Raw genomic sequence first — 24,483 nt, 5'->3', positions numbered from 1 at the left:
TGCGGTCTTCCCCGTGTCTGCACGTGCTTCCGGTGGGCGATCAACGTCATTGCCAATGCATCAGAACGCCAGCCAGATCGATAATGCGTGAAGGGCAAGACCGATCAGTCCGCCCACCAGCGTTCCATTGAACCGAATGTATTGCAGATCGCGTCCGACACCCAATTCCAATTGTTCGACGAGGTGACGTTCGTCCCAACTTTTCACCGTCGACGCAATATGCTCGGTCACCGATGCGCGCAAGCGTGTGGTGAGCTTGTCGGCTGCCTGCAACATGTGCTGGTTGAGGGCTTCACGCAGCGAGGGATCCTGCGACAATGCCTGGCCGAGCGATTGCATGGAACGCTCCATGTGCGCGGCCATCGATGATTCCTCACGCGCCAGGTCGTTGCGCAGCGCATCGCGGATCTCGCCCCACAGCCCTTGCACGTAGTCCTGCAGGGCCGGATGTTCGATCGCGCGCTGCTTGAGTTCTTCCACGCGCTCGGCCATTGCCGGCTCGTCGCGCAGGCGCGCGATGTAGCGTTGCAGCCAGGCTTCATAGTCGAGCCTGATTGGATGCTCGGGCGTCTTGAGGATGTCCTGCAACTCCTCGATCGCCGCACGCGCCATGCGGTCGGCCAGGCTGTCGCCGATCTCTTCGATCGGCTTGACCCAGTTCACCGTGCCGACCAGCTTGGGCCACTCGCGCCGCGCGTAGCGCACGATCAACGCCGAGGCGCGCGTCTTGACCTGCTCCTGGTCCAGCCACTCGCCCAGGCGCAGCAGCACCTCGTCCAGCAATTTCTGGTGCCGGCCATCGGTGGTGAGCAGGGCCATGATATCGCCGACGGTGGCGGCGGCATTCCACTTGCGCAGACGGTCGACCACGAAGCGCTGGATCGCGCGGCGCACCGCAGCCTCGTCCAGCAGCTCCAACGCCTGCAGCATCCAGCTGCGCGCCATCTGCGCGAGCATGCGCGCCTGCTCGGGTTTGGCCAGCCATTCGCCGAGGCGGCTGGCCGGGTCGAACACGCGCAGTTTGTCCATCAACGCATCCGGGGCGAGGAACTGGTCGCGCACGAACACCGCCAGGCCATCGGCCAGACGGTCCTTGCCGCGCGGCAGGATGGCGGTATGCGGGATCGGCAGGCCCATCGGGCGGCGAAACAAGGCCACCACCGCGAACCAGTCGGCCAATGCGCCGACCGTGGCCGCTTCGCAGAAGGCCGAGACCCAGGCCCAGACGCCTTGCTCGCCCATCAGGTGGCTGACGACGAAGCCGGCGAACATGGCCAGCAGCAGGGCCACCGCCAACAGCTTCATGCGCTGCAGCTGGGCACGACGGGGATCGACGGGACGAGGAGTGCTGAGACTGGGTTCCATGTCCGAAGTGTACCCAGTCGCCGGAGCAGGGCATGTCCACGGCCGGGCGTCATCGGTTCGGTAGGAGCGCGCTTGCGCGCGATGGGGTTACCGGGAAAGCCGTGTCGCGCCCGGGTGCGCTCCTACGGGTGGTTGCAGCGATCGTGGTCGCCATTCGCGCAGCGGTCGATCGTTTTGTAGGAGCGCGCCCGAGCGCGACGGCGTTACCAGGACAGCCCGGTCGCGCCCGGGTGCGCTCCTACGGGTGGTTGCAGCGATCGTGGTCGCCATTCGCGCAGCGGCCGATCGGTTTTGTAGGAGCGCGCCCGAGCGCGACGGCGTTACCAGGACAGCCCGGTCGCGCCCGGGTGCGCTCCTACGGGTGGTTGCAGCGATCGCGGTCGCCATTCGTGCAGCGGCCGATCGTTTTGTAGGAGCGCGCCTGAGCGCGATGGCGTTACCGGGACAGCCGCGTCGCGCCCGGGTGCGCTCCTACGGTGATGCACTGTCGGGTATTCAGCCGCGCAGGCGCTCCAGCTGTGATTGCAGCGCGGTCACCTTGGCCTGCAGCGCGGCGTTTTCGTTTTCCAGTTCGGTCACGCGGCGTTGCAGGGCTTTCACATCGCGGCGTTCGGCTTCGCCGCCTTCGGCCTCGTCGGGCCTGGGTTTGCGCTTGGCGTCGCGCACGCGCTTGGCCGCCTGTTTGAGCTCGGCCTTGCCGGCCTGCGCGGCGGCGCGTTGCTCGTCCTCAGACAGGGTGGCCACGGCAGCGGCGGCGCTGATGGAAATCTCGCCGGCCTTGACCGCCTGCACCACTTCCGGGGCGGCCTGTTTGTGGATGCGCTCGATCATCACCACCTGGTTGTTGCTCAGGCGGGCCTCGCGCGCCAGCTCGGCGCGGCTGACCGGTGTGGAGGTCTCTTCCCACGGCGGGCTGTCGCTGTCGGCGGCGGCCTGCACGGTGCCGTGGTCGATGCCGGCGGCGGGCTGGTCATCGTCGGTGACCACCGGCGCTTCCGCCGCGGCGTCGGCATCGCGCTGGCTGCGCTGGCGCGCGGCCAGGATCTCGCGCTTGCGCAGCGCCAGCACGCCACGCTGGAAGTCCGACACGCTGCGCCGGCCCAGGTGCTGCTCGATCATCCACAGCTGCACGTCCTGCATCGACTGGAAGCGCGGGTTCTGCACGGTCTGGAACGGCAGGCCGTGCTTCTGGCAGATGCCGTAGCGGTTGTGGCCATCCACCAGCACATCGCCCCACAGCACCAGTGCATCGCGGCAGCCCTCGGCCAGCAGGCTGCGCTCCAGCGCCTCGTGCTCGTCGGGCGTCAACGGGTCGATGTAGGCCTTGAGTTCTTCTTTGACAACGATGTTCATGCGGCAACTGCGGGGAAGTGCGGGGCCGGCATTGTAGTGAGCCTGCTCCGGCTTTGCGCGCTTGACCGGGCTGCGCGCGGACGGTACACGCGGGCGCCCGTGCCGTCGCCGTCAGGCAGTGCTGCGCAGGATCTTCCCCAGCGTTTCGACCATTTGCCCGATCTGCTCGGGGGTGACGATCAGCGGCGGCGACAGCGCGATGACATCGCCGGTGACGCGCACCAGCAGGCCGCCGTCATGGAAGCAGCGCTCGAAGACTTCGTAGCCGCGTGCGCCCGGCGCGCCGTCGCGCGGGGCCAGCTCGACCGCGCCGATCAGGCCGATGTTGCGGATGTCGATGACGTGCGGCAGCCCGCGCAGGCCGTGCAGCGCATCTTCCCATTGCCGCCCCAGCGTGATCGCGCGGTCGAACAGGTTCTCCTCGGCGTAGGTGTCCAGCGTGGCGATCGCCGCGGCGCAGGCCAGCGGATGGCCGGAATAGGTGTAGCCGTGGAAGAGCTCGATCGCGTTCTGCGGGCCGTGCATGAAGGCGTCAAAGATCGCATCGGCCACCAGCACCGCGCCCATCGGCACGCTGCCGCTGGTCAGCCCCTTGGCGGCGGTGATCAGGTCCGGGGTGACGCCGAAGCGTTGCGCCGCGAACGCCTCGCCGACCCGGCCGAAGCCGGTGATGACCTCGTCGAACACCAGCACGATGCCGTGGCGGTCGCAGATGGCGCGCAGCCGCTGCAGATAGCCTTCCGGCGGCAGGATCACCCCGGCCGAGCCGGACACCGGTTCGACGAAGACCGCCGCAATGGTGGAGGCGTCATGCAGGGTGATCAGGCGTTCCAGATCGTCGGCCAGTTCGGCGCCGTGCGCCGGCAGCCCGCGCGTGTAGGCATTGCGTTGCAGATCCAGCGTGTGCCGCAGATGGTCGGTGCCGGCCAGCAGGGGGCCGAACCATTTACGGTTGTTGGGCAGCCCGCCGATCGACATACCGCCGAAGCCGACCCCGTGGTAGGCCTTCTCGCGGCCGATGAAGCGGGTGCGCTGGCCCTCGCCGCGCAGGCGGTGGTAGGCGAGCACGATCTTCATCGCGCTGTCGACCGCCTCCGAGCCGGAGTTGGTGAAGAACACATGGCCCAGGCCGGGCGGGGCGATCGCGGCCAGCCGCTGTGCCAGCACGAACGGCAGCGGTGAGCCCATCTGGAAGGTCGGCGCGAAATCCAGCGTGCCGGCCTGCGCGCGGATCGCCGCCACGATGCGCTCGCGTGCATGGCCGGCATTGCAGCACCACAGCCCGGCAGTGCCGTCCAGGATCTGGCGCCCATCGACATCGCGGTAGTACATGCCGGCAGCGGAGGCCAGCAGGCGCGGGCGCGCCTTGAACTGGCGGTTGGCGGTGAACGGCATCCAGAACGCGTCCAGCTGCGCCGCTGCCTGCAACGCATGCGCGTCGTCGCGCGGAGGGTGGTCGTGCATGGCGGGCTCCGTCGCTGGGGAGCGTCCGACTCTACGGCCACCGCGCGTCGGCCGTCACCCCGCAGAGCGCGACGGCGACCACGATTTCCGGACCCGCATGCACCGATCCGCACGGACTAGTCAATTAGTCGCAGCGTCTGCCGCTAAGCTCTGGGAACGCCTTGTGGCGCGGGCCGGGACGGGTGTTTGAGCGGCTGCGGGGCGCGCCGAAGCATTGCAAAGATTCAACGATCGCCGATGATGCGCCAGACGAGTGCCAGTTGGGCCTGGTAGTCGCCGCTGCCCTTATCGCAACACGTCAATCGATCGCAGCCATCAATCGTTTTCGCGGCCACTGACACCGTCTGCGTGCAGGCGTTTCGTCAGGCGCTCCGGACACTTCATCGTACTTTTTAGGGGAACGGGAATGACACAAGGGTCCACCGTGGCGAGCGCCAACGGCGCAGACGCCGGCCTGCTGTCCAAGGAGCGCATCGTCGCGCGTCCTGGGTTCAATCGTTGGTTGGTACCGCCGGCCGCACTGGCGATCCATCTGTGTATCGGCATGGCCTACGGCTTCAGCGTGTTCTGGCTGCCGCTGTCCAAGGCGCTGGGCATCACCGAAGCGATCGCGTGCCCGGCCGACATGGGCCTGTTCGCGCGCATGGTCGCCACCACCTGTGACTGGAAGATCAGCGAACTGCAGTGGATGTACACGTTGTTCTTCGTGCTGCTGGGCTGCTCGGCGGCGGTCTGGGGCGGCTGGCTGGAACGTGCCGGCCCGCGCAAGGCCGGTGTGGTCTCGGCGCTGTGCTGGTGCGGCGGGCTGGTGATATCGGCGGCCGGCATCCACTTCCACCAGATCTGGATGCTGTGGCTGGGCTCGGGCGTGATCGGCGGTATCGGTCTGGGCCTGGGCTACATCTCGCCGGTGTCGACCTTGATCAAATGGTTCCCGGACCGCCGCGGCATGGCGACCGGCATGGCGATCATGGGCTTCGGTGGCGGCGCGATGATCGGCAGCCCCCTGGCCGATGCGCTGATGCGCCACTTCGCCACGCCGACCTCGGTGGGCGTGATGGAAACCTTCCTGGTGATGGCGGCGCTGTACTTCGTCTTCATGATGGCCGGCGCGTTCGGTTACCGCGTGCCGCCGAGCGGCTGGACCCCGGCCGGCTGGACCGCGCCGGTGGCCAGCAACAACGCCATGATCACCGCCAACCACGTGCACGTGAGCAAGGTCTGGGGCATCCCGCAGTTCTGGCTGCTGTGGGGCGTGCTGTGCCTGAACGTGTCGGCCGGTATCGGCGTGATCGGCATGTCCTCGCCGATGCTGCAGGAAGTGTTCGGCGGCCGCCTGATCGGGGTGGATGCCGGCTTCGGCAGCCTGGATACGGCGCAGCTGGCCAGCATCGCGGCCATCGCGGCCGGCTTCACCGGCCTGCTCAGCCTGTTCAACATCGGCGGCCGCTTCTTCTGGGCCAGCATGTCCGACAAGCTCGGCCGCAAGAACACCTACACGCTGTTCTTCGTGCTGGGCATCTGCCTGTATGCGGCGGCACCGTCGGCCGGCAGCGTGGGCGGCATCGCGCTGTTCGTGGGCATCTTCTGCATCATCCTGTCGATGTACGGCGGCGGTTTTGCCACCATCCCGGCATATCTGGCCGACCTGTTCGGCACCCAGATGGTGGGCGCCATCCACGGCCGCCTGCTGACCGCCTGGGCCACCGCCGGCATTCTCGGCCCGGTGGTCGTCGGCTACATGCGTGAGTACCAGCTGGCCCACGGCAGCCCGCCGTCACAGGTCTACAACACCACCATGTACATCCTGGCCGGCATGTTGGTGCTCGGTCTGATCTGCAACCTGTTGGTGCGTCCGGTGGCCGCGCGTCACTTCATGACGCCTGACGAACTGGCGCGCGAGAAGCAGCTGGCGCACGAGAAGGTGGACCGCAGCGGCAAGGCGATCCTGCCGCCGGAGCAGATGGCGCGCATCGGGCATGGCGGCAATCCCGCGCTGGTCGCGCTGGCTTGGCTGGCCGTTGGCGTGCCGATGTGCTGGGGCATCTGGGTCACGCTGCAGAAAGCCTTCGTGCTGTTTCATTGAGATGAGATGACCACTCTGTCTTCCCGTTCCGTGCGCGCCGGCAGTGTGGTGCGCACGGTCGTCCGCCACCGCGGCGGCCGCAACGCCACGGTGCAGGACATGGTGGCGGCCGAAATGCCGGTTGCCTTCCACTACAACGGCGTGCCGTTCGCAGTGATGATGGCCACGCCGGAGGACCTGGAGGATTTCGCACTCGGGTTCTCGCTGAGCGAAGGCATCGTCGAGCACCCGCAGGACTTGCGGGTGACGGCGGTGGAGACGTTCCTGGAGGGCGCCTCGCTGCAGATCGAGATTCCGCCCGGGCGTGCCGCCGCGCTGGACCAGCGGCGGCGCAACCTGGACGGGCGCAGCGGTTGCGGGGTATGCGGCAACGAATCGATCGAAGCGGTGCTGCGTGTGCCGCCGGTGCTGCAGTCCGCGCTGCAGATCGATGTGCAGACCCTGGCGCGTGCACTGGATGCGCTGCATGCGCAGCAGCCGATCGCCGCGCAGACCGGCGCGGTGCATGCCGCCGGCTGGGCCGATGCGCAGGGTGTGGTGCGTTACGTGCGCGAGGATGTCGGCCGGCATAACGCGCTCGACAAGTTGATCGGTGCCCTGGCGCGCGCGCGCGTCGATGCATCGCACGGATTTGCGGTGGTGACCAGCCGCGCCAGTTACGAAATGGCCATGAAAGCCGCGCAGGCCCGGATCCCGCTGCTCGCAGCGATTTCGGCGCCGACCGCGCTGGCGATCAGCCTGGCCGACAGTGCGGGACTGACCCTGATCGGGTTTGCCCGCAATCACGATTGTGTCGTTTACAGCCATCCGCAGCGCCTGGACTTGGGCGTCGCCGTGGGAGAGCCCGCATGAGCAAGAAGACCATCCAGCAATACGACAATCCCGCTGGCGGCTGGGGCGCACTGCGCTCGGTGGCCAAGCACCTGATGGAACAGGACATCGCGGTGCAGGGCGCCAAGACGCTGCTGCATGCCAACCAGCCGGACGGTTTCGACTGCCCCGGCTGTGCCTGGCCCGACCGCGACCACACCTCCACCTTCGAGTTCTGCGAGAACGGCGCCAAGGCCGTTGCCGCCGAATCCACCGCACGCCGCGCCGGGCCGGAGCTGTTTGCCTCGCACAGCGTCAGCCTGTTGTCGCAATACAGCGACTACTGGCTGGAAGGGCAGGGCCGGCTGACCCAGCCGATGCGTTACGACGCCGCCACCGATCACTACGTGCCGGTAAGCTGGGACGCGGCGTTTGCGCAGATTGCCGGGCACCTCAACGGGCTGGCATCGCCGGACGAGGCGATCTTCTACACCTCCGGGCGCACCAGCAACGAAGCGGCCTTCCTGTATCAGTTGTTCGTGCGCGAGTTCGGCACCAACAACTTCCCGGACTGCTCGAACATGTGCCACGAGCCGTCCGGCACTGCGCTGCGTTCGCAGATCGGCGTGGGCAAGGGCACGGTGTCGCTGCACGACTTCGAACTGGCCGATGCGATCTTCATCTTCGGCCAGAACCCGGGCACCAATCACCCGCGCATGCTCGGCGAGTTGCGGCAGGCCTCCAAGCGCGGCGCGGCGATCGCGGCATTCAATCCGTTGCGCGAACGCGGGCTGGAAAAGTTCGCCGACCCGCAGGACAAGCTGGAGATGCTGCACAACGGCTCCACCCGCATCGCCTCGGATTATTTCCAGCTCAAGATCGGCGGCGACCTGGCCGCGGTCAAGGGCATCATCAAGCATGTGCTGGAGCGCGACGAGCAGGCCCAGCGCGATGGCACGCCGCGCTTGCTGGACCTGGAATTCATCCACGCCCACACCGCCAATTTCGAGGCCTTCGCTGCCGAGGTGCATGGCGAATCCTGGGACACCATCATCGAAGAGTCCGGGCTGGACGAGGCCGCGCTGCGCAAGGCCGGCGAGCTCTATCTCAATGCCGAGCGCGTGATTGCCTGCTGGGGCATGGGCATCACCCAGCACAAGCATTCGGTGGCCACCATCCACATGATCACCAACCTGCTGTTGCTGCGCGGCCATCTGGGCCGGCCGGGCGCGGGCGTGTGCCCGGTGCGCGGGCACAGCAACGTGCAGGGCGACCGCACGATGATGATCTACGAGAAACCGCCGGCCGCCTTCCTGGACAAGCTGCAGACGCTGTTCGGGTTTGCGCCGCCGCGCGAAGACGGGTTCGACACCGTTGGTGCGATCGAAGCGATGCTGGACGGGCGCGGCAAGGTGTTCTTCGCGATGGGCGGCAACTTTGCCGCGGCCACGCCGGATACCGACGCCACGCATCGCGCGCTGCGCAATTGCGAACTCACCGTGCATGTGACCACCAAGCTCAATCGCAGCCACCTGGTGCATGGCCGCGATGCGCTGATCCTGCCATGCCTGGGTCGTACCGAAATCGACATCCAGGACGCGGGCCCGCAAGGCGTGACGGTGGAGGATTCGATGAGCATGGTGCACCTGTCGGCCGGCATCAATCCGCCGGCCTCGCCGGACCTGCTGTCCGAGCCGGCGATCGTGGCACGCCTGGCCGAGGCAACGCTGGGCGCGCGCAGCGCGATCCGCTGGCGCTGGCTGGTGGGCGACTACGACCGCGTACGCGATCTGATCGCACAGGTCTTCCCGGACTTTGCCGACTTCAACCAGCGCGTGCGCGTGCCGGGCGGTTTCCGTCTGTCCAACACCGCGCGTGATCGCCAGTGGGTGACGCCCGAGAAGCGCGCGGTGTTCAAGCCACACGCGGTGCCGACCGACAACCCGATCCACCGCGCACGCCGCAGCCACACCGGGCAGATGGTGTTTACGCTGGCCACCACGCGCTCGCACGATCAATACAACACCACCATCTATGGGCTGGACGACCGCTACCGCGGCGTGTTCGGCGAGCGCCGCGTGCTTTTCATCAATGGTGCGGACATCGCGGCATTGAACATGAAGGCCGGCGATTGGGTGGACCTGGAGAGCCTGTGCGAGGACGGTGTGCATCGTGAGGCACGCCGCTTCCTGCTGGTGGACTACAACATCCCGCGCGGCTGCCTGGCAGCGTACTACCCGGAAACCAACGCATTGGTGCCGCTGTCCAGCTTCGCCGACGAAGCGCGTACGCCCACCTCCAAGTCGATTCCGGTCATCGTGCTGCCGCACCGCGCCGAAACCGCCGATGCGGCGCCGCGCGACATCGGAGCGGTGCTTGTCCGCTGATCCACAGCTCACCACGCAGTTGCTTGTTGCGTTGGCCGACACGCCGGAGGGCGTGTCGCTGGCCCGGTTGTGCAAGCAGCTGGGCGTGCGCATGAGCGTCCTGCTGCGCACCCTGGCGTGGTTGGGCAGCGCCAGCCTGGACGGTCACCCCGGTCCGGGCTGGATCCAGGTGGAAGCGCGCGGCGAGCGCCAATTCGCGGTGCTGACGGATGCCGGGCGCGCTGCGCATGCGCAGCGTGCAATGGCACAGGCGCCGCACGGCGACTGAGCAACTTGCTGTCAGTTCCCGGCTGAGGAAGGCGGGAGACTGAAGCCTCTTCACCTGCACGGAAGCTTGATCAGACGCAACCTGATCCGAACAACGCAGGCCGTGCTTTGCTTGCAGCCAAACACACCGAGTGTCTCGACAGGTCCTTGCCCGCCCACCGTCGCGGGACCTTACGCGGCATGGATGCCGCGTAAGAGCCTACACGGACGTACTTGCGGCGTGTCCTACGAGGGTGGGCGGGCAAGGACCCTGCAGCACACTCGCAGCGTCGAGCCCCCAGGACGGGCCCACCGCGTGCGGGACACGCCGTGAACCCGTCCCTGGGGGCTCGGTGGCGGCATCCATGCCGCCACACGGTCCCGCAACCGGCGAGGACACCGCACCAGACAGTTGGTCGGCGCTCGTTTGAAGAGCTGTCTGTCGCGCGGTGCGCATCAGACGTGGAGGCGATGCTTCACGATCGAACAAGGCGCACCCAGCACTGCTCTACGTGACGTACCGACCATCTCGACTGGTCCTTGCCGGCCCACCGTCGCGGGACCCTGAGCGGCATGGATGCCGCGCCGGAGCCTACATGGACGTACTTGCGGCGTGTCCCGCGATGGTGGGCCGGCAAGGGCCTTGCAGCCAAATAGCTGACCAACCGCTCTGTCAGTGATCTATCCGCATTGTCTGACGACCACCCTAAAATAAGCGGAATTTCGGGAGTTAGCGATATACCCAGAGCGGACTTGCGGCACGTCCTGCTGTGGCGAGCAGACAAGAGCTCTACAGCCAAGTCGCAGACCCGCCGCTCTGCAACCGACGCATTTTCGGCGCGATCAATCCTCGGTGAAGAGAACGCGCCGCGCGCTGTCGGTCACTGCCAGAACTGAGGCTGACATGGCCCACCTCGGCCGGAGGTCACGTCTGTAACTTTTTGCCCACCGGTGGGCCTGCGCAAACCCTTGCTGCAATCTGCCAGAATCGTCTGTCCTGTCTTGTCTGGAAGCCGATCAACGATGACTGCTGCCGCGCCGCCCGCTGCTCCCATCAATTCGCCTGCGCGCGTGCTGTTCGCCAGCCTGATCGGCACCACGATCGAGTTCTTCGATTTCTATATCTACGCCACCGCCGCGGTGCTGGTGTTTCCCACCCTGTTCTTTCCGGCGGGCGATGGCAGCGCGGCGATGCTGCAGTCGCTGGCGACGTTTGCAGTGGCCTTCGTCGCGCGGCCGGTAGGCTCGGCGGTGTTCGGCCACTTCGGCGACCGGATCGGGCGCAAGGCCACCCTGGTGGCGGCGCTGCTGACGATGGGCTTGTCCACCGTGGCGATCGGCTTGCTGCCCAGCTACGCCCAGATCGGCGTGTTCGCACCAGCGCTGCTGGCCTTGTGTCGCTTCGGCCAGGGCCTGGGTCTGGGCGGCGAGTGGGGCGGGGCCGTGCTGCTTGCCACCGAAAATGCACCGCCGGGCAAGCGCGTGTGGTACGGCATGTTTCCGCAGTTGGGTGCGCCACTGGGCTTTCTGCTGTCCACCGGCACCTTTCTCGGCATGGGCGCGGTGCTCGACGATGCGCAGTTCATGCAATGGGGCTGGCGGGTGCCGTTCCTGGCCAGCGCGCTGTTGGTGCTGACCGGTCTGTGGGTACGCCTGAGCATCACCGAGACGCCGGATTTCCAGAAGGCCCTGGACCGCAAGACCCGTGTGCGCCTGCCCCTGGGCACGGTGATCTCGCAGCACTGGTCGGCGCTGATCATCGGCACGCTGGGCGCGTTCGCCACCTTCGTGCTGTTCTATCTGATGACGGTATTCGCGCTGGGTTACGGCACCAAGACCCTGGGCTACGACAAGGAGCAATTCCTGTTGTTGCAGATGGCCGGCATCGTGTTTTTCGCGATCGGCATCCCGCTCTCGGCCAGGTTTGGCGACCGTCATGGTGCGCCGCTGGCGATGATGCTGGCCAGTGTTGCGATCATTGCGTTCGGGTTGGCGTTCGCGCCGCTGTTCCAGGCCAATCACCCGCTGCAGGTACTGGCATTTCTGGGGCTGGGCTTCTTCTTCATGGGCCTGACCTACGGCCCCTGCGGCACGTTGCTGGCCGAGCTGTATCCCACTGAGGTGCGCTACACCGGTGCCTCGCTGTCGTTCAACCTGGCCAGCATTCTCGGTGCGGCGCCTGCGCCGTACGTGGCCACGCAACTAGCCGCACGCTTCGGCGTGCAGGCGGTGGGGCAGTATCTGGGCGGCGCTGCGGTACTGAGCCTGGTGGCGTTGATGGCCGCACGTGCGATGCGGCGCCGTTCGGCATCGGCGATTTCGACCTAGCCAGCGCGGCGGCGGAGCCAACGCGGCTCAGCTGGCCAGGCGCACCTGGTTGCGACCGCCGGCCTTGGCCAGGTACAGGTATTTGTCCGCTTCGCCCAGCAGGTGGTGCAGCGACTGGCCGTCTTCGGTAGCGATGCACACGCCGATGCTCACCGTCATGCTGAGGGTTTCATTGCCGATCCGCACGCGCAGCGCGCTGATGCGCTCGCGCAGGGTTTCGAAGTAACTGGTGGCGTTGGCGGCATCCAGCCCCGGCACCAGCAGGCAGAATTCCTCGCCGCCGAAACGTGCCACCAGATCCTGCGGCCGCGCATGGCTGGAGACCGATGCGGCCACCGCCCGCAGCGCCTGGTCGCCGGCTTCGTGGCCCCAGGTGTCGTTGATGTGCTTGAAGTGGTCGATGTCCAGCATCGCCGCGGTGACCGTCTGCTCCTGCGACAGCAGGGTGGGGATCACCCGCTGGCTCTGTTCCAGGAAATAGCGCCGGTTGGGCAGGCCGGTGAGGAAGTCGCGGGTGGCCAGGTCCTGCAGCGTGCCGATCAGTTCCAGCTGGTCCACATTCTGCGATACGCGGCAGAAGAATTCTTCGCGCGAAAACGGCTTGCGCAGGAAGTCGTTGGCGCCATTTTTCAGGAAGCGCGGAATCAGCGACGAATCGCTGTTGCCGGAGATGCCGATCACCGCGACCTTGTCGCGCGAACGGATCGCGCGCAGCCGGCGGGTGAATTCCACCCCTTCCATACCGGGCATTTCCTGGTCGACGATGGTCAGGCGGATACCGGGATCGCGCTCGATCGCCTGCAGGCCGGCCGCGCCGTCGGCCGCCAGCACCACGCGGTAGCCGTACATGGACAACAACGCGGCTGCATAGGTCCGTGCAGACAGCGAATCGTCCACCACCAGCGCCGCGATGCGGCGGTTGCGTTCCAGGCGCTGCACCAGCCAGGCCAGATACTCGATGCTGCCGGGCGCGTTCTTGAGCACGTAATCGATGATCTGCTGCTGCAGCACGCGCTGGCGCAGGTCCTCGTCATAGACGCCGCTGACCACCACGGTGGGCAGTTTGCGCGAAAGGAAAAATTCCACGACCTTGTCGCGGTCGCCGTCCACCAGCACCAGACCGGTCAGAACCAGAAACCAACCGTCTTCTTCGTCCAATACGCGGGCCGCTTCCGCCAGGGTCGACACGACCGTGACCGGCAGTTCCACACGTTGCTCGATGGCTTCGCGCAGCATGCTGGTGAAGGTGCGCGAGTTCTCCACCAGCAACACGCGTTGCGGCAGGACTGCGCTTTCGCTATTGCGATGTAGGGTACCTGGGGACATCGGCTGGCCGTGCGGATCGAACCGTCCTACCGGCTAACGGCCCGGTTCGCCAAAACTTGAGCGCCGCGTCTCAAAGTGCCCAAGACCGCGCCCCTCTCACCACAATGCATCGCGCAGCCGGTACCAGCTCATCGCGGCCACCAGCAGCGGGGTACGCAGCAGGCGTCCACCGGGAAAAGGCTGATGCGGGATGCGCGCGAACACGTCCAGCCGCCGGCTCTGGCCGGCGATGGCCTCGGCGACGACCTGGCCGGCCAGCCCGGTGGCGGCGACGCCATGCCCGGAGAATCCCTGGGCGAAATACACGTTGGACCCCAGCCGTCCCCAGTGCGGGGCGCGATTGCGCGAGATGTCCACGTAACCGCCCCACAGCGTTTCCAGCGGCACGTCGTGCAGTTGCGGAAAGACCATGTGCATGCGCCGGGTCATCAAGCGATCCAGCCCGGGGGGCGGGCGCGATGAGTAGCTGGCGCGCCCGCCGAACAGCAGCCGGTGGTCGGCGCTGAGCCGGTAATAATCCAGTGCCCAGTTGGTGTCGGCGACCGCCATGTCGTTGGCGATCAGCGTGCGCGCGCGGGCTGCGCCCAGCGGCGGCGTCGCGCCGACATAGGTGCCGACCGGCATGATGTGGCCTTCCAGCGTTGTGGAAATGCCCTGCAGCAGGGCGTTTCCGGCGATCACCCCGAAGTCGGCGCTGACGCTGCCCTGGTCGGTCTGCATCGTCACGCGCGCGCCATGTTCCAGGCGGGACACCGCCGAGGCCTCGTGGATGCGCACGCCAGCCGCCAGCGCTGCGCGTGCCAGGCCCAGTGCGTAGGCCAGCGGATGCAGATGGCCGCTGGCCGGGTCGAACATCGCGCCCAGGTAGAGCGGGCTGTCCAGCACCTGCCGGGTACGCGCGCGGTCCCACCATTCCAGCGGGTAGTCATAGCGCTCGGCCATCCGCACGATGCCGTGCTGCAGGGCCTGCACCTGGCGCGGTTTCAGTGGCACATGGGCGTGACCGTCGCGCCAGTCGCAGGCGATGGCATGACGCGCGATGCGCGCGCGCAGCAGGCGCATGCCGTCGCGCGAGAAGTCGAACAGCAGCCGCGCGTCGGCATCGCCGACCAGCGCTTCCAGGGTTTCCTGCTCGCAGCCGTAGCCGACGATGGCCTGGCCGCCGTTGCGCCCGGAGGCGCCCCAGCCGATGCGCCTGGCTTCCAGCACGATGACGGAGTAGCCGGCCTCGGCCAGGGCGAGCGCGGCGGTGAGGCCGGTGTAGCCGGCGCCGAGGATGCAGACATCGGCACGTGCGGCGCCCTGCAGGCGCGGTTGCTCCGGCAAGGGCGGCGTGCTGCGCGCGTACCAGCTGTCGGGATAGCCATTGCCCGGCGGATCGGCAGGCGGCAGGGGCGTGCCCGGGCCGTCCATCAGACGATTCGCAGATATCGGGCGTAGTCCAGATCCGGCACCAGCGCCTGGTAGTCGAGCAGCTCGCGCTGTTTCTGCTGGCCAAATACATGCTGGAACTGGCTGCCGAACTGCGCGCCGACGAAGTCGCTGGCGCCGAATGCATCCACTGCGCCCTGCCAGGTGCGCGGCCGGAACACCGATTGCGCATAGGCATTGCCGGTGACTGGCGCGGTGGGTTCGCCGGGGTGTTGCAGGCCGTCCAGCATGGCGGCAAGCACGGCGGCGGCGGCCAGGTACGGGTTGGCATCGGCGCCGGCGATGCGGTGTTCGATGCGGGTGTTGCGTACATCGCTGTGCGGGATGCGCAGCGCCACGGTGCGGTTGTTGAAGCCCCAGCTCGCATCCAGTGGCACGAAGGCGTTGCTGACGAACCTGCGGTAACTGTTGGCGTGCGGTGCGAACATCAGCAACGAGGCCTCCGCATGCCGTTGCAGGCCGGCGATGGCATGGCGCAGGCGGTCGGCAGGTGCAGCGACGCTGCCGGCAAACACGTTGTGTCCGTCGGCATCGAGCAGGCTCACGTGCAGGTGCAGGCCGCTGCCGGCCTGGTCGGGAAACGGCTTGGCCATGAAGCTCGCGAGCTTGCCCTGCTGCTGCGCAATCGCCTTGATGGTGCGCTTGAGCAGGAGTGCCTCGTCGCAGGCGGCCACCGCATCGGCACGATGCTGCAGGTTGATTTCGAACTGGCCGGGCGCGTACTCGGCCACGGCGGTGTCGGCCGGGATGCCTTGCTGCCGGCAGGCGGCGGTGACCGCGTCGGTGAACGTGCGCTGGTCGTCCAGGTCCTGCAGCGAATACACCTGGGTACTGTCGCTGCGCGCACCGGTCTGCGGGTCGCGCGGTGTTTGCGGACGCCCCTGTGCATCGGGCACCGCATCGAACAGGTAGAACTCCAGTTCCACCGCAATCACCGGTGTCAGGCCGAGCGCGGCGAAGCCGTGCAGCACGCGCTGCAGGACCGCACGCGGCGCGACCTCGAACACGCTGCCGTCCGGCTGATGCATCGCCAGCAGCAGCTGTGCCATCGGCCGCGGTGCCCACGGCACCGGGCGCAGCGAGCCTGCAATGGGCCGGCAGATGCGATCGGCATCGCCGATGGCATAGCCCAGCCCGGTTTCCTCGACGGTATTGCCGGTGATGTCGGTGGCGATCAGCGACATCGGCAGGCACACCCCGTCGCGATAGATCTTGCCCAGGACCTCGGCTGTCACGCGTTTGCCACGCAGCACGCCATTGGTGTCGGGCAACAGCAGGTCGACCGCCTCGCAGCCATCGATCCGCGCCAGCGTGGCGGCATCGGTGGCGGGCAAGCACGCGACGGAGTTCTCGGAAACCATGGGCACCACCTGCAGGGTCGCTGCCCAGACTAGCAAAGCGCACGTGATCTTTCGCAATCGTGCGCGTGCCGACCCTGGCAATGCCGCTGGCTGCGCGGTAAGTTCGCAGGCATCCACGACACACCCTCAACCCGTGGCGAAGACACGCTGACGTTGCGTCGCGATCGGAGCATGCAATGCCACGCACGATTGCAAACACGCGCCACCCTGTGGCCTGCACATTTCCTGCGCCTGCCTGACGGCGAGCGCACCCGTCTCCCTGCCGCGTACAACCGGGATATCCGCATGGCTGTCGTTCCCCTGGTCGGGTTGCCGACCGATCGCATCCAGCAAGGGCCGCATCCGTTTCTGGCCACCGGCGAAAAATACATCCGCGCGGTGGTGGACGCGGCCGGCGCAATGCCGGTGCTGTTGCCGAGCCTGCAGCCGGCGCTGGATGCGGGCGTCTGGCTGGATCGCCTGGATGGCCTGCTGCTGACCGGTGCGGTGAGCAATGTGGAGCCGCATCACTACAGCGACGAGCCGAGCTGGGAGGGCAATCCGCACGACCCGGCGCGCGATGCCGCCAGCCTCGGGCTGATTCCGCAGGCACTTGCGCGCGGCCTGCCGGTGCTGGCGATCTGCCGCGGGCTGCAGGAGGTCAACGTAGCGCTGGGCGGGCGTCTGCATCAGCGCGTGCATGAGGTGCCCGGTCTGGCCGATCACCGCGAAGACCGTACCGCGCCACTGGACGCGCAGTACGGCCCGGCGCATGCGGTGCAGCTGCATGCCGGCGGCCTGCTGGCCGGCATCAGCGACAGCGCGCAGGTGGCGGTGAACTCGCTGCACGGGCAGGGCATTGCGCGGCTGGCCGACGGCCTGCTGATCGAGGCGACCGCGCCGGATGGACTGATCGAAGCCTTTCGCGGCCCCGGGCCGGGCTTCCTGCTGGCGGTGCAGTGGCACCCGGAGTGGCGTGTCACACAGCATCCGTTCTACCGTGCCATCTTCCAGGCCTTCGGCGAGGCCTGTCGCCAATATGCCGCCCGACGCGGTCAGTGAGGTTGCATGTCCATCCGCACACGTTCGCGCACGTCCACGCCCAAGCAGCCCGAAAGCGCCCTGCGCCGCTGGCTCAAGGAGCGCCACATCACCGAGGTCGAGTGCCTGGTGCCGGATATCACCGGCAATGCACGCGGCAAGATCATTCCGGCCGACAAGTTCTCGCACGACTACGGCACCCGGCTGCCGGAGGGCATCTTCGCCACCACCGTCACCGGCGATTTCCCGGACGATTATTACGCGCTGACCTCGCCATCGGATTCGGACATGCATCTGCGCCCGGACGCGTCCACCGTGCGCATGGTGCCGTGGGCGGCCGATCCCACCGCGCAGGTCATCCACGATTGCTACACCAAGGATGGCCAACCGCATGAGCTTGCCCCGCGCAATGTGCTGCGGCGCGTGCTGGAGGCGTATGCCGAAGCCAGGCTGCAACCGGTGGTGGCGCCGGAGCTGGAATTCTTCCTGGTGCAGAAGAACACCGATCCGGATTTCCCGTTGTTGCCACCGGCCGGGCGCTCGGGGCGTCCGGAGACGGCGCGGCAGTCGTATTCGATCGATGCGGTCAACGAGTTCGACCCCATCCTGGACCTGATGTACGACTACTGCGATGCGATGGAGCTGGACGTGGATACGCTGATCCACGAATCCGGCGCCGCGCAGCTGGAGGTCAACTTCACCCACGCCGATGCGCTCTCGCGCGCGGACCAGGTGTTCCTGTTCAAGCGCACCATGCGCGAGGCCGCGCTGCGGCATGGCGTCTATGCGACGTTCCTGGCCAAGCCGATGGAGACCGAGCCGGGCAGTGCGATGCACATCCACCAGAGCCTGCTGCATGCCGGCACCGGCAAGAATGTGTTCAGCGGCAGACGCGAGGGCGGCTTCAGCGACACCTTCGCGCATTATCTGGGTGGCCTGCAGAAGTACATTCCGATGGCGATGGGGCTGCTGGCGCCCAACGTCAATTCCTACCGGCGGCTGATGTTCGGCGAGGTCTCGCCGAGCAATGTGCTGTGGGGCTTCGACAATCGCACCTGCGGGCTGCGCGTGCCGATCGATGCACCACAGAACATGCGGGTGGAAAGCCGCTTTGCCGGCTCCGACGCTAACCCGTATCTGGCAATGGCGGCGACCCTGGCCTGCGGGTTGCTCGGCATCCGCGAGAAGCTCGAGCCGACTGCGCCGATCAGCAGCAACGGCAAGGAGCAGGGCTACGATCTGCCACGCTCGCTGGGCGAGGCACTGGACGGACTGGAGGGCTGCGAGGCCTTGCAGGACATGCTGGGGCAGCGCTTCGTGCGCGCCTATATCTCGGTGAAACGGAAGGAATACGAGACCTTCTTCCGGGTGATCAGTTCGTGGGAGCGCGAGTTCCTGTTGTTGAATGTATAAGGCGTATGCGCCTCGCGCAGCGTGCCGCACCGTTCCCTTCTCCCATCGGGAGAAAGTGCCCGAAGGGCGGATGAGGGGAGGTTGTCTGGCAATGGCTCGAACCCAAGTGCACTGCTGGCGTCCGACGCGTTCTGCGCCAGCTGCTTTTTATAACGCCACTGCATTCGCGCCACTGGCGTGAGCCACCTCCCGGAGCAAGCCGTGCACCCCACCGCGTTGAAAACCCTGCAGCAACTCGATGCCGCCCATCACCTGCATCCGTTCAACGACAACGCGGCATTGGCCGAGCAGGGCACGCGCATCCTGACCCGCGGCGAGGGCGTGTATGTCTGGGACGCGCAGGGCAACAAGCTGCTGGATGCGTTCGGCGGCTTGTGGTGCGTGAATGTGGGCTACGGGCGCACCGAGCTGGCGCAGGCCGCAGCGCGGCAGATGGAACAGCTGGCCTACTACAACAGCTTCTTCCAGTGCACCACCGAGCCCACCATCCATCTGGCCGCCAAGCTGGCGGAGCTGGCGCCGGGCGATCTGAACCACGCGTTCTTCGCCAACTCCGGGTCGGAGGCCAACGACACCATCCTGCGCCTGGTGCGGCATTTCTGGGCGGTGCAGGGGCAGCCGGAAAAACGCATCTTCATCGGCCGTCACGACGGTTACCACGGCACCACCATGGCCGGTGCCAGCCTGGGTGGCATGAAAGGCATGCACAGGCAGGGCGGCTTGCCGATCCCGGATATCCACCACATCGCGCCGCCGTATCACTTCGGCGATGGCGGCGACATGGACCCCGAGGCCTACGGACTGCTGGCGGCACGTCGGCTGGAAGACCGGATTCTGCAGCTCGGGCCGGAACACGTAGCGGCGTTCATCGGCGAACCGATCATGGGCGCGATCGGGGTGTACATCCCGCCGCGCAGTTACTGGCCGGAAATCGAACGTATCTGCCGGCGTTACGACGTGCTGCTGGTGGCCGACGAGGTGATCTGCGGGTTCGGGCGTACCGGTGCCTGGTTCGGTGCGGAGTATTTTGGCTTCCAGCCCGACGTGATGACGCTGGCCAAGGGCATCACCTCCGGCTACATCCCGTTGGCAGCGGCAATGTTCAACGATCGCGTGGCCGGTGTGCTCAAGGCGCAGGGCGGCGAGTTGGCGCATGGCGGCACCTATGCGGGGCATCCGGTCTGCGCGGCGGTGGCGCTGGAGAACCTGCGCCTGCTGCAGGACGAGGGCATCGTGGAACGCGCGCGCACCCACATCGCACCGTATCTGGCGCAGCGCTGGGCCGAGCTGGGCGAACACCGGCTGGTGGGGGAGGCGCGTATCGCCGGGCTGGTCGGGGCACTGGAATTGGTGCCGGACAAACGCCAGCGCGGCGTCTACTTTCCCGAGCGCGGTCGGGTTGGCGCCCTGTGCCGCGATTTCGCGCTGCGGCGCGGGCTGATCCTGCGTGCCACCCATGACGCCATGCTGCTGTCGCCGCCGTTGATCATCACCCGCGAACAGGTCGACGAACTGTTCGACAAGGCCTGGGCGGCGCTGGACGATACCGCGCAGGCGCTGGGCGTCGGCGCGGCGTAAGCCCTGCCGGCGCAGCTCCCGAGGCTGAAGGTCTCGCGCGCATGTGCAAAGGGCGGCGGGCCGGTGCGATTCCGGCATCGGCCGTGCCCGCCTGCCGCAGTGCACGCGGGAATTGCGCCACGCCACGCTGTGCAAACACAAACACCATGGGTAGGCTGGACCTCCGACCGGCCGTACACCGGTCCGCCCTGATCGCGCTGCCCTGGAGACCCGCATGACGCTGCGACTGCTCGCCCTGACGCTGTCCACCACCTTGCTGGCCGCCTGCGGCGGCCGCAATGCGCCCGGCGACGCCGAGGCGCAGGCCAAGGTGCTCAATGTCTACAACTATTCGGACTACATCGCCGAAGACACCATTCCCGCGTTCGAAAAGAGCACCGGCATCAAGGTCACCTACGACGTGTTCGACAGCGACGAGATGGTGGAAACCAAGCTGCTCGCCGGTGGCAGCGATTACGACGTGGTGGTGCCCACGCTCAACTTCTTCGGCCGGCAGATCCAGGCCGGCGTGTTCCTGCCGCTGGACAAGGGCAAGATCCCCAATCTGGCCAATCTGGACCCGGACATCATGCGGCGCATCGCCACGCAGGATCCGGGCAATGCCTATGGCGTGCCGTACATGATCGGCACCACCGGCATCGGCTACAACGTGGACAAGCTCAAGGCGATCTTCGGCAGCACCGAGGTCGCCAACAGCTGGGATCTGGTGTTCAAGCCGGAAAACCTGTCCAGATTGAAGGACTGCGGCGTGACCCTGCTGAACACGCCCTCGGACCTGATTCCGATCGCGCTCAACTACCTGGGCCTGGATCCGCACAGCAGCGCACCGGCCGACATCGAAAAGGCCGCCGCGCTGATCAAGACGATCCGCCCGTATGTGCAGAACTTTCATTCCAGCCAGTACGTGACCTCGCTGGCCAACGGCAACACCTGCCTGGCAGTGGGCTGGTCGGGCGACATCATCCAGGCGCGCGACCGCGCGGTGGAAGCCGGCAACGGCATCAAGGTGGCCTACGCAATCCCCAAGGAAGGCGCGCCGCAGTGGTTCGACATGCTGGCCATTCCCAAGGACGCCAAGCACCCGGACAACGCCTACGCCTTCATCAATTATCTGTTGAAGCCGGAGGTAGCCGCGGCCAACAGCAACTTCATCCACTACGCCAACCCGGTGCGCACCGCCACGCCGCTGGTGGACGCGGCGATCCGCAACGACCCCACCATCTACCCGCCGCCGGAGGTGACCGCCCGGATGTTCACCTATGCGATCAATCCGCCCGAGGTGGACCGCCTGTATACGCGGCTGTGGACCGAGATCAAGACCGGGCGCTGACAGCCGCCATCACTGTTTTATTCCTGTAGGAGCGTCTGCCGGCGTTTGTCCGGAAGTCCGAGCGGACGCTGACTGCGGTCATCACGCAATCTGTACCGGGCGGTTCAAATAATTGTATGGTTGCGCCGCCTTCGCCGAACCGCTGATGCGGCCCCGTCGTCGCGCGCGCCTCGCCCACGACACAGGACACCCCACCTTGAGCAATCACGACCAGCAGTCCAACGACGGCCAGCCTTCGGGCACGGATGCGCAAGGCAGCGGCGCGCACGACGAGCAGGAGCCACCCAAGCCCTCGCCGTTGAAGAATCCCAAGGTCAAGTGGACGCTGATCGTGGTCGGGGTGCTGGTGGTGGTGCTGCTGGTGATCTGGCTGGCCTATTACCTGATCAAGGGCCGCTACATGCAGGACACCAACAACGCCTACCTGCAGGCCGATTCGGTCGCCGTGGCGCCGCGGGTCAGCGGCTACGTGACCAAGGTGATGGTGAGCGACAACCAGATCGTGGAGGCCGGCCAGCCGCTGCTGCAGATCGACGACCGTACCTACCAGGCCACGCTGCAGCAGGCCGAAGCCGCGATCGCCGCGCGCCAGGCCGATATCGCCGCTGCCACCGCCAATGTCTCCGCACAGGAGTCGGCGCTGGTGCAGGCACGTAGCCAGGTGAGCTCGGCAGCGGCGAGCCTGACGTTTGCCCAGGCCGAAGTGAAGCGCTTCGCGCCGTTGGCCGCCTCCGGCGCGGACACCCACGAACACCAGGAAAGCCTGCAGCACGAACTGCAACGCGCACGCGCGCAGTACCAGGCCGCGCAGGCGCAGGCCAAGGGTGCGCAAAGCCAGATCCTGGCCAGCAACGCGCAACTGGAACAGGCCCAGGCCGGCGTCAAGCAGGCCACTGCCGACGCCGACCAGGCCCGCGTGGCGGTGGAAGACACCTTGCTGACCAGCCGCATCCACGGCCGCGTCGGCGACAAGACCGTGCAGGTCGGCCAGTTCCTCGGGGCGGGTACCCGCACCATGACCATCGTGCCGCAGGAATCGCTGTACCTGATCGCCAACTTCAAGGAAACCCAGGTCGGCCTGATGCGTCCTGGCCAGCCGGCCGAAATCGAGGTCGATGCCTTGTCGGGCGTCACGCTGCACGGCAAGGTCGAGAGCCTGTCGCCGGGGACCGGCTCGCAGTTCGCACTGCTGCCGCCGGAAAATGCCACCGGCAACTTCACCAAGGTGGTGCAGCGCGTGCCGGTGCGCATCCGCGTGCTGGCCGGCGAGGAGGCGCGCAAGGTGCTGGTGCCGGGCATGTCGGTCGAGGTCACCGTGGACACGCGCTCGGCCAAGGACGCCAAGCAACGGGCCGAGGAGGAATCCGATCGCGTGCAGGCGCAGGAGCGCGCGCAGTGAGTGCAGCGGCAGCCACCGGCCCGCGTGCCGGCGGCAGCGCGCAACGCGAGAAGGCCGAGCCGGGCGCCTGGCTGGCGGTGCTGGCCGGCACCATCGGCTCGTTCATGGCGACGCTGGACATCTCCATCGTCAATGCGGCGCTGCCCACCATCCAGGGCGAGGTCGGCGCCAGCGGCACCGAAGGCACCTGGATCTCCACCGCGTATCTGGTTGCCGAGATCATCATGATCCCGCTGACAGGCTGGTTCGTGCGCACGCTGGGCCTGCGCAACTTCCTGCTGATCTGCGCGGTGATGTTCACCGCGTTTTCGGTGGTGTGCGGGCTGTCGACCTCGTTGACGATGATGATCATCGGCCGCGTGGGGCAGGGCCTGGCCGGTGGCGCGCTGATTCCCACCGCGCTGACCATCGTCGCCACGCGCCTGCCGCCCAGCCAGCAGACCATGGGCACCGCCCTGTTCGGCATGACCGTGATCATGGGCCCGGTGATCGGCCCGCTGCTCGGCGGCTGGCTTACCGAAAACGTCAGCTGGCACTACGCGTTCTTCATCAACGTGCCGATCTGCGTCGGCCTGGTGGCCTTGCTGCTGCTCGGCCTCAAGCATGAGAAAGGCGATTGGGCCGGCCTGCTCAATGCCGACTGGCTGGGTATCTACGGCCTGACCGCCGGCCTGGGCGGGCTCACCGTGGTGCTGGAAGAAGGCCAGCGCGAGCGCTGGTTCGAATCCAGCGAGATCAACACGCTCAGCGTGATCGCGCTCAGCGGATTTGCTGCACTGGTCGTGGGCCAGTTCCGCAAACGGCCGCCGGTGATCCACCTGTCACTGTTGCTGCATCGCAGTTTCGGCGCGGTGTTCGTGATGATCATGGCGGTGGGCATGATCCTGTTCGGCGTCATGTACATGATTCCGCAGTTCCTGGCGGTGATCTCCGGCTACAACACCGAGCAGGCCGGCTACGTGCTGCTGCTGTCGGGCCTGCCGACCGTACTGTTGATGCCGATGATGCCCAAGCTGCTGGAGGTGGTGGACGTGCGCATCCTGGTGATCGCCGGGCTGATCTGTTTTGCCGCGGCCTGCTTTGCCAATCTGTCGCTGACCGCCAACACCGTCGGCATGCATTTTGTCGCCGGCCAGTTGTTGCAGGGCTGTGGCCTGGCGCTGGCGATGATGTCGCTGAACCAGGCGGCCATCTCCTCGGTGCCGCCGGAGCTGGCCGGCGATGCGTCCGGCCTGTTCAATGCCGGCCGCAACCTGGGCGGCTCGGTGGGGCTTGCGCTGATCTCCACCTTCCAGGAGCGCCGCATGACCTTCCATACCGAAACCATCGGCAGTGCGATCACTGCCAATTCCTCGCGCGCGCAGGATTTTCTTTCCGGCCTGACCGCGCAGATGCAGGGCAGCGCCGGCGGCGAGGCGGCCATTCGCTCGGTTGCGCAGCTGGCGCGCCTGGTGCAGCAGCAGGCCCTGGTGATGACCTATAGCGATCTGTTCTGGATCTTCGGCGTGATCGTGGTCTGCACGATTCCGCTGGCCTTTTTGCTCAAGCCGTTACCCAAGGGGGCGCACCTTGCAATGCACTGATTC

General features: G+C 66.9%; 17 protein-coding genes. 11 read left to right on the top strand and 6 right to left on the bottom strand.

Annotated features, from left to right (window positions below):
• Positions 1–60 precede the first annotated feature (60 nt).
• From EO141_RS08190 to EO141_RS08180, 3 genes are all read right to left on the bottom strand, one after another.
• Entirely contained in the window at positions 61–1,365 is a 1,305-nt protein-coding gene (locus EO141_RS08190; protein WP_104647914.1) for a DUF445 family protein, read from the bottom strand.
• A gap of 495 nt (positions 1,366–1,860) precedes the next feature.
• Entirely contained in the window at positions 1,861–2,718 is an 858-nt protein-coding gene (locus EO141_RS08185; protein ID WP_127168935.1) for a plasmid replication/partition related protein, read from the bottom strand.
• Positions 2,719–2,829: 111 nt separating this feature from the next.
• Positions 2,830–4,182, bottom strand: a complete 1,353-nt coding sequence (locus tag EO141_RS08180) for an aspartate aminotransferase family protein (protein ID WP_104582135.1) — start codon at positions 4,180–4,182, stop codon at positions 2,830–2,832.
• A 406-nt stretch (positions 4,183–4,588) separates the two neighbouring features.
• Between EO141_RS08180 and EO141_RS08175 the strand changes: the two genes are divergently transcribed.
• The 5 genes from EO141_RS08175 to EO141_RS08155 all read left to right on the top strand — a co-directional run bounded on the left by EO141_RS08175 (position 4,589) and on the right by EO141_RS08155 (position 12,039).
• Positions 4,589–6,268 carry an OFA family MFS transporter gene (locus EO141_RS08175; protein WP_115677443.1) on the top strand — a complete coding sequence of 560 codons (1,680 nt, stop codon included), beginning with the start codon at positions 4,589–4,591 and terminating at the stop codon, positions 6,266–6,268.
• A gap of 6 nt (positions 6,269–6,274) precedes the next feature.
• Positions 6,275–7,120, top strand: coding sequence for a formate dehydrogenase accessory sulfurtransferase FdhD (gene fdhD / locus EO141_RS08170; protein ID WP_127168934.1), 846 nt, complete (start codon positions 6,275–6,277; stop codon positions 7,118–7,120).
• Positions 7,117–9,465, top strand: a complete 2,349-nt coding sequence (locus tag EO141_RS08165) for an FdhF/YdeP family oxidoreductase (protein WP_127168933.1) — start codon at positions 7,117–7,119, stop codon at positions 9,463–9,465. The genes fdhD and EO141_RS08165 overlap by 4 nt, the downstream gene beginning before the upstream one ends.
• A complete protein-coding gene (locus EO141_RS08160; protein WP_164739119.1) occupies positions 9,455–9,733 on the top strand; it encodes a hypothetical protein in 279 nt (92 codons plus the stop codon). The genes EO141_RS08165 and EO141_RS08160 overlap by 11 nt, the downstream gene beginning before the upstream one ends.
• 1,001 nt (positions 9,734–10,734) lie before the next feature.
• The gene (locus EO141_RS08155; RefSeq protein WP_127168931.1) at positions 10,735–12,039 is read left to right on the top strand and encodes an MFS transporter; all 1,305 of its coding nucleotides are present in this window, start codon (positions 10,735–10,737) and stop codon (positions 12,037–12,039) included.
• Between the two features lie 27 nt (positions 12,040–12,066).
• On the opposite strand, the gene EO141_RS08150 is transcribed toward EO141_RS08155, so the two are convergent.
• From EO141_RS08150 to EO141_RS08140, 3 genes are all read right to left on the bottom strand, one after another.
• Complete coding sequence (locus EO141_RS08150; protein ID WP_047125193.1) at positions 12,067–13,365, bottom strand: diguanylate cyclase; 1,299 nt, start codon at positions 13,363–13,365, stop codon at positions 12,067–12,069.
• Between the two features lie 96 nt (positions 13,366–13,461).
• A complete protein-coding gene (locus tag EO141_RS08145; protein WP_127168930.1) occupies positions 13,462–14,778 on the bottom strand; it encodes an FAD-binding oxidoreductase in 1,317 nt (438 codons plus the stop codon).
• Positions 14,778–16,157, bottom strand: coding sequence for a glutamine synthetase family protein (locus tag EO141_RS08140; protein ID WP_127168929.1), 1,380 nt, complete (start codon positions 16,155–16,157; stop codon positions 14,778–14,780). The genes EO141_RS08145 and EO141_RS08140 overlap by 1 nt, the downstream gene beginning before the upstream one ends.
• 285 nt (positions 16,158–16,442) lie before the next feature.
• Here EO141_RS08140 and EO141_RS08135 point away from each other — a divergent pair, with 285 nt between their 5' ends.
• The 6 genes from EO141_RS08135 (at position 16,443) to EO141_RS08110 (ending at position 24,480) form a co-directional block, all read left to right on the top strand.
• Positions 16,443–17,198, top strand: coding sequence for a gamma-glutamyl-gamma-aminobutyrate hydrolase family protein (locus EO141_RS08135; RefSeq protein WP_104582237.1), 756 nt, complete (start codon positions 16,443–16,445; stop codon positions 17,196–17,198).
• Between the two features lie 6 nt (positions 17,199–17,204).
• Positions 17,205–18,590, top strand: coding sequence for a glutamine synthetase family protein (locus tag EO141_RS08130; RefSeq protein ID WP_127168928.1), 1,386 nt, complete (start codon positions 17,205–17,207; stop codon positions 18,588–18,590).
• Positions 18,591–18,791: 201 nt separating this feature from the next.
• Positions 18,792–20,168 carry an aspartate aminotransferase family protein gene (locus EO141_RS08125; protein WP_127169204.1) on the top strand — a complete coding sequence of 459 codons (1,377 nt, stop codon included), beginning with the start codon at positions 18,792–18,794 and terminating at the stop codon, positions 20,166–20,168.
• A gap of 214 nt (positions 20,169–20,382) precedes the next feature.
• On the top strand, positions 20,383–21,498 hold the full coding sequence (locus EO141_RS08120; RefSeq protein ID WP_127168927.1) for a polyamine ABC transporter substrate-binding protein: 1,116 nt from the start codon (positions 20,383–20,385) through the stop codon (positions 21,496–21,498).
• 196 nt (positions 21,499–21,694) lie between these two features.
• Positions 21,695–22,897: an HlyD family secretion protein gene (locus tag EO141_RS08115; protein WP_104649074.1), complete on the top strand. Its 1,203-nt coding sequence runs from the start codon at positions 21,695–21,697 to the stop codon at positions 22,895–22,897.
• Positions 22,894–24,480 carry an MDR family MFS transporter gene (locus EO141_RS08110; RefSeq protein WP_127168926.1) on the top strand — a complete coding sequence of 529 codons (1,587 nt, stop codon included), beginning with the start codon at positions 22,894–22,896 and terminating at the stop codon, positions 24,478–24,480. The genes EO141_RS08115 and EO141_RS08110 overlap by 4 nt, the downstream gene beginning before the upstream one ends.
• Positions 24,481–24,483 lie beyond the last annotated feature (3 nt).

Origin of the sequence: Xanthomonas sp. BRIP62415, from assembly GCF_003993515.1 — a bacterium.
GTDB classification, from domain to species: domain Bacteria; phylum Pseudomonadota; class Gammaproteobacteria; order Xanthomonadales; family Xanthomonadaceae; genus Xanthomonas; species Xanthomonas euroxanthea.
The sequence above is the reverse complement of the archived record's forward strand: the minus strand, read 5'-3'. Positions and strand labels throughout refer to the sequence as shown.

What these genes read in the sequence shown, in the direction of transcription:
- EO141_RS08190 (WP_104647914.1), bottom strand. Translation starts at nt 1,365, where the DNA reads ATGGAACCCAGTCTCAGCACTCCTCGTCCCGTCGATCCCCGTCGTGCC.
- EO141_RS08185 (WP_127168935.1), bottom strand. Translation starts at nt 2,718, where the DNA reads ATGAACATCGTTGTCAAAGAAGAACTCAAGGCCTACATCGACCCGTTG.
- EO141_RS08180 (WP_104582135.1), bottom strand. Translation starts at nt 4,182, where the DNA reads ATGCACGACCACCCTCCGCGCGACGACGCGCATGCGTTGCAGGCAGCG.
- EO141_RS08175 (WP_115677443.1), top strand. Translation starts at nt 4,589, where the DNA reads ATGACACAAGGGTCCACCGTGGCGAGCGCCAACGGCGCAGACGCCGGC.
- fdhD (WP_127168934.1), top strand. Translation starts at nt 6,275, where the DNA reads ATGACCACTCTGTCTTCCCGTTCCGTGCGCGCCGGCAGTGTGGTGCGC.
- EO141_RS08165 (WP_127168933.1), top strand. Translation starts at nt 7,117, where the DNA reads ATGAGCAAGAAGACCATCCAGCAATACGACAATCCCGCTGGCGGCTGG.
- EO141_RS08155 (WP_127168931.1), top strand. Translation starts at nt 10,735, where the DNA reads ATGACTGCTGCCGCGCCGCCCGCTGCTCCCATCAATTCGCCTGCGCGC.
- EO141_RS08150 (WP_047125193.1), bottom strand. Translation starts at nt 13,365, where the DNA reads ATGTCCCCAGGTACCCTACATCGCAATAGCGAAAGCGCAGTCCTGCCG.
- EO141_RS08145 (WP_127168930.1), bottom strand. Translation starts at nt 14,778, where the DNA reads ATGGACGGCCCGGGCACGCCCCTGCCGCCTGCCGATCCGCCGGGCAAT.
- EO141_RS08140 (WP_127168929.1), bottom strand. Translation starts at nt 16,157, where the DNA reads ATGGTTTCCGAGAACTCCGTCGCGTGCTTGCCCGCCACCGATGCCGCC.
- EO141_RS08135 (WP_104582237.1), top strand. Translation starts at nt 16,443, where the DNA reads ATGGCTGTCGTTCCCCTGGTCGGGTTGCCGACCGATCGCATCCAGCAA.
- EO141_RS08130 (WP_127168928.1), top strand. Translation starts at nt 17,205, where the DNA reads ATGTCCATCCGCACACGTTCGCGCACGTCCACGCCCAAGCAGCCCGAA.
- EO141_RS08120 (WP_127168927.1), top strand. Translation starts at nt 20,383, where the DNA reads ATGACGCTGCGACTGCTCGCCCTGACGCTGTCCACCACCTTGCTGGCC.